The sequence below is a fragment of the bacterium genome (genome assembly GCA_035945995.1).
Classification (GTDB): Bacteria; Sysuimicrobiota; Sysuimicrobiia; order Sysuimicrobiales; family Segetimicrobiaceae; genus DASSJF01.
Genome location: DASYZR010000100.1, coordinates 1 through 5,063, shown reverse-complemented (window position 1 = coordinate 5,063; position 5,063 = coordinate 1). Strand labels below are relative to the sequence as shown.

At 71.9% G+C, this 5,063-nt stretch carries 3 protein-coding genes and 1 tRNA gene; 1 reads left to right on the top strand and 3 read right to left on the bottom strand.

Features of this window, described 5'->3' with window-relative positions:
- Positions 1 to 322: 322 nt before the first annotated feature.
- Positions 323 to 398 (bottom strand) — tRNA-Thr (locus tag VGZ23_10940).
- Positions 399 to 833: 435 nt separating this feature from the next.
- On the opposite strand from VGZ23_10940, the gene VGZ23_10935 reads away from it, so the two are divergent.
- Complete coding sequence (locus tag VGZ23_10935; GenBank protein HEV2358108.1) at positions 834 to 2,150, top strand: tetratricopeptide repeat protein; 1,317 nt, start codon at positions 834 to 836, stop codon at positions 2,148 to 2,150.
- On the opposite strand, the gene VGZ23_10930 is transcribed toward VGZ23_10935, so the two are convergent.
- Positions 2,147 to 3,241, bottom strand: coding sequence for an ABC transporter ATP-binding protein (locus VGZ23_10930; GenBank protein HEV2358107.1), 1,095 nt, complete (start codon positions 3,239 to 3,241; stop codon positions 2,147 to 2,149). The genes VGZ23_10935 and VGZ23_10930 overlap by 4 nt on opposite strands.
- A complete protein-coding gene (locus VGZ23_10925) occupies positions 3,234 to 4,907 on the bottom strand; it encodes an iron ABC transporter permease (protein HEV2358106.1) in 1,674 nt (557 codons plus the stop codon). The genes VGZ23_10930 and VGZ23_10925 overlap by 8 nt, the downstream gene beginning before the upstream one ends.
- Positions 4,908 to 5,063 lie beyond the last annotated feature (156 nt).

Genomic DNA, 5,063 nt, shown 5'->3' with positions numbered 1-5,063 from the left:
TCCCGACGTTCACGTGCGGCTTCGTCCGCTCAAACTTCGCCTTCGCCATCGCCGGCCTCCCGTTTGCCCCGCGTCAGCGGGGTTTGCCCCGCGCCAGACGGGGCCGTTCGCCCCGCGCCAGACGGGGCCGTTCGCCCCGCGCCGTCCCGCCTCCCCCTTCGTGGGACTGACGCCGCGCAGACGGGGCCATCTGGGTCAACTGTACGTCCTGCCCTTCCGACACGCCGATCCGCCCCGCCACCGCGCCCGACTCAACGGCACGAACCGGTGGGGGCAAGATGCGCCGCACGAGAAAGCCCGGCTCTTTACCAGGGCCGGGGTCTGGAGCCCACGACCGGATTCGAACCGGTGACCTTGTCCTTACCAAGGACACGCTCTGCCGCCTGAGCTACGTGGGCTCGCGCGCAGCATGATTATAACAGTCACCCCAGGGGTGTCAAAGACATGCGGCATCCGATCCGCCCTCGATGAACGCGCGGCCTCCGTGCTTCGGCGCACTCTCCGTGTCCCGGCGCGGCCTCACGCCGGCGCGGCCATCCCGCAACCCGGCGCGACGACCGGGACCGGACCGCTTCCACGCCGCGGGGCTCCCCGCCGATATTGTACCATTAAACCTGCGGTCGGATGGCTTGACACACTTGCGCCCGCACGCCCGGCCTCTGCACATCGGGTGGGCGCGGCGGGGGATCGCCGGCGGCCGCCCCAGAGGGCGCCGCCGCGGCCGCCGGTTGACGCGTCGGGAAAGGAGGTGCCGGGGGTTGAGCCTAACTCGCGCGGTGCTCAACCCAGACCCCAATTCGACGGCCCTCATCCGATCCGCCCGGAGGAGCGGAATGCCCTCGCTCGGCGAGCGAATCCGCGCGCGCCGCAAGGAACTCGGCCTCACACAGTCGCAGCTCGGCGGGACCGAGCTTACGAAAGGCTTCATCAGCCTCATCGAAAAGAACCGGGCCAAGCCCTCCATCGAAACACTCATCCTGCTGGCCCGGCGGCTCCAGCGGCCGATCGGCTACTTTCTCGAGGAGAGCACGCCGCTCGGCCGGCGGGCCCTGCAGACGTTGCTTAGCCTCGGCTGGGCCCTGTTGAAACAGGGCGAGTTCACGGACGCGGCGGAGTCGTTCACCGAAACCTGCACGATCGCGCAGCAGCAGGACGACAAGAACGCCGAGACGGAGGCGTGCTGCGGGCTCGGCTCAGCGCTGGCGGGCCTGCGTCAGTTCGATCTTGCGCGCCAGAACGTCGAGCGGGCCCGCGACCTCTCCGAGCAGATTCAGGAGAACCGTCACCTGGCGCGGATCAGCCACGTGCTCGGCCTCATCGCCTACTACGAACGGGATCTGCCCGCGGCCCGCGAGCATTTTCTCGAAGCGTACCGCCGGGTGCAGACCGGCGGCGAGCCGGACGCCTCGCTGGCGGGCGCGCTGCTCCTCAACCTTGGCAACACGTATCAGGAAGCCGGCGAGCACCAGGAAGCGGCGCGCTGGTATCGCGAGGCCCTGGCGCTGCTCGAGCCGACGCAGGACCTGCGCCGCATCGGGCTGGTGCACGTGCAACTCGGCGTCGCGCACCGCGACGGGGGCCGCCCGGACGCGGCGCTGGCGCACCTCGCGCGGGCGGAGCACATCTTCGAGCTGCTCGAAGACATCCGGCTGCTCGCGCAGGCGCGCACCAGCATGGGCATCATGCTCCTGGAACAGGGCGACGTCGCGGAGGCGATCGCCCAGCTCCGGAGCAGCCTGCACATCAAACAGCAGCTGGGCGACGATCCGGGGCGCGCGCGCAGTCTGACCGAGCTGGCCCGCGCGCTCGTCGTCACCAACGCGCTGGCCGAGGCCGGCGAGGCCCTGGCCGAGGCGGAGCGCCTGACCCGCCGGCTCAAAGACACGACGGAAGCGGCGCGGGTCCAGCTGGTGCGCGCGCGTCTGACCCGCGCGCAGGGCCACGCGGCCGAGGCGGTCCGTTACTACAAGCAGGCGATCGCGTCGTTCGAGAACGCCGACATGCGCGCCGATCTGGCGGCCGCCGCGAACGAGCTGGGGGAGTTTCTGATCGAACAGAAACGCCCGTCGGACGCGGCCCCGTATCTCGCCCGGGCGCTCCGGGAACTCCGGCAGCCCAACCTCGCCGGGCGCGTCTCCGGCGGCCGCTAAGCCCCCCGCTGGTCCCGGCCGGCCTCGCCGGGGAACAGCAGGGCCCGCAGGACGGTCAGCCCGATCTCCTGGTCTGGACGCGCGGATGCGGGCGGGCGGCCGTCGACACGCACCGTGAGCGTCCCGATCCTGACGACGTACTCGACGCGGCTTCCCAGGTACACGACGCGCTCGACCCGGCCGCGGAGGCTGCCGTCGGGCGTCATGTCGAACGCCTCCGGCCGGATCCCCACCACCGCGCGCCCGGCCGGGATCTCCCGGCCGGGCGCGGGCACGGTCAGCGTCGCCCCCCCGGCATCCCCGGAAAGCCGGAACCGGACCGTCCGGCCGTCGGCCGCGTCCACCTCGGCGGGGAGGAGGTTCACGGCCCCCACGAAGGCCGCGACCGCCGGCGACGCCGGCCGGTCGTAGAGCTCCTCGGGCGTCCCGACCTGCGCGCACCGGCCGTCAAGCAACACGGCGATGCGGCCGGACAGCGCCATGGCCTCCGCCTGGTCGTGCGTCACGTAGACGACCGTCAGCCCGAGGCGCGCGTGCAGCTCCAGCAGCTCGACGCGCATCTCCTCACGAAGGCGCGCGTCGAGGTTACTGAGGGGTTCGTCGAGCAACAGCACCACCGGCTCCATCACGAGCGCCCTGGCCAGGGCGACGCGCTGCTGCTGCCCGCCGGAGAGCTCGCCGGGGTGACGGGCCGCGTGCGCCGCGAGATGCACCATCTCCAGGGCGTGAAGGGTTCGCCTCTCGATTTCCGCGCGGGGCAGACGGGCGCGGCGCAGCGGATACGCCACGTTCTGCGCGGCCGTCAGGTGCGGCCACACCGCGTAGTGCTGAAACACCATGCCCATCCCGCGCCGTTCCGGCGGCACCATCGCGCGCGCGCCCGCCGCGGACAGCACCCGGCCCCCGAGGACAATGCGCCCGGCCGTCGGCGCCACGAAGCCCGCGATCATACGGAGCGTCGTCGTCTTGCCGCACCCGCTGGGCCCCAGCAGCGTCACGAACTCGCCGTTTCGGATGGTAAGCGACAATTCGCGCACGGCCCAGGTCGCGCCGTAGGCCCGGCCCACGCCCTCGAGGACGAGCTCAGCCATGGGACGCCTCCGCGCGGCCGCCCAGCAGCGCCCTGACCAGCACGTTCAAGGCCACCAGCAGCAGGGACACGAGCACCGCGAGCGCCGCCGCAAGGGTGATCTTGCCCTCGTCGTGCAGCCCGAAGATGACGACGCCGATCGTTTCGTTGCCGACCGAAAACAGGAGAATCGACAGCGTCAACTCCGCGACGGCGGGCACGAAGGCGAGCGCCCAGCCCGCGGCGAGGCTCGGCCGGATGATCGGCACCATGATCCCCAGGAACGCTTCCAGCGGGCCGGCGCCGCTGATCCGCGCCGCCTCCTCCAACGAGCCGTGCACTTGGGCCAACCCGGCCTGCACGGTGCGCACGCCGAAGACGAGAAACCGCGCCACGTAGGCGACGAGCAGAATCCAGATCGTGTCGTAGAGCCGCAGGCCGACGACGGGAATGGGCCGCAGCCAGGCCAGGATCATCGCGAGCGCCACGACGGTGCCGGGGACCGCGTAGGGTACGGAGATGAGCAGATCGAACGCCGCGGCCGCCCAGGGCGCCAGGCGGGCCAACCGGTAGCCGATCGCGACGCCCAGGACGACGACGATCGTCGCCGATCCCGCGGCGAGCCCGAGACTGTTCAGGACCGCGCGCGGGACCTTCGGCACTCCTCCGAGCGCCGTCGCGTAGTGCGCGAGCGTCAGATTGGCCGGCGCCGGCGGCACGCCGTAGGCGCGCAGGAGCGACGTCAGCACGATCGCCCCGAGCGGCAGGATGGACGTCACCAGCACCCAGGCGGCGACCCCGGCGAGGGCGGGGAGCCGCCACGGTCCCAGCGCCACGCGGGACCGCGCCGCGACGGGCCCGCCGACGGTGGTGGCGCGGCTGCGGGCGTGCATCCGCCGCTGAAGTGTGATGAGGATCGCCGCCAGCCCGACGAGCCACATGGACAGCGCGGCCGCCGCGCGGAGGTGGTCGGGCTGATCGGCGTTGAGCACCATCGAGTAGATCCGCGTGGTCAAGACAAAGTATCGCGCGGGCTCGCCGAGGATCACCGGAATCCCGAAATCGCCGAGGCACGACATGCACAGCAGCAGCGCGCCGGCCAGCGCGGCCGGCCGGATCAAGGGGACGGTGACGTCGCGGAACACCTGCCAGGGGCCGGCGCGCGCGATTCGCGCGGCCTCCTCGAGCGAGGGATCCATGCGTTCCAAGGCGCCGGACACCGCCAGGTAGACGATGGGATACCCGTACAGGATCATGACGGCGACGATACCGGCGGGACCGTAGACGACGAGCAGCGGTCCGGAGGCGCCAGCGAGCGCCATCCAGGCGCGGTTCAGATACCCGACGGGACCGAGCAGATAGACCCATGCGATCGCCCCGATGAAGGGCGGAATCATGTACGGCACGAGCAGCAGCGTCTCCCACAGCCGGCGGGCCGGGAGGTCGGTCCGGCCCGTGAGCGCGGCGAGCGCGACGCCGAGGAGCGTCCCGCCGGCGGTCGCGGCGACCGAGACGGCGACGCTGTGCCACAGGTCGAGGAGGGCGCGGGGATCGCGTGCCGGCTCCGCGTACAACGCCAGGGAGAGCCGCCCGCCGGACACGAACGAGCTCCCCACGAGGACGGCCGACGGGTACACGACGAGGGCCAGCCCGGCCGCGACCGCGACCGCGCCTACGGCCCGCCACACGGCGGTCCTCCTGGACGGTCGGCGATGTGGGGCCTACTGGACGCCAAACAGGTCGCTGAACGTCTTCTTGAGCTCGTCGCGGTGCCGGTCGATGTAGTCGAGATTCGGCTGGATGATCTTGACCGAGGCCACCGGCGGCGCCCCCGGCGGCAGCGG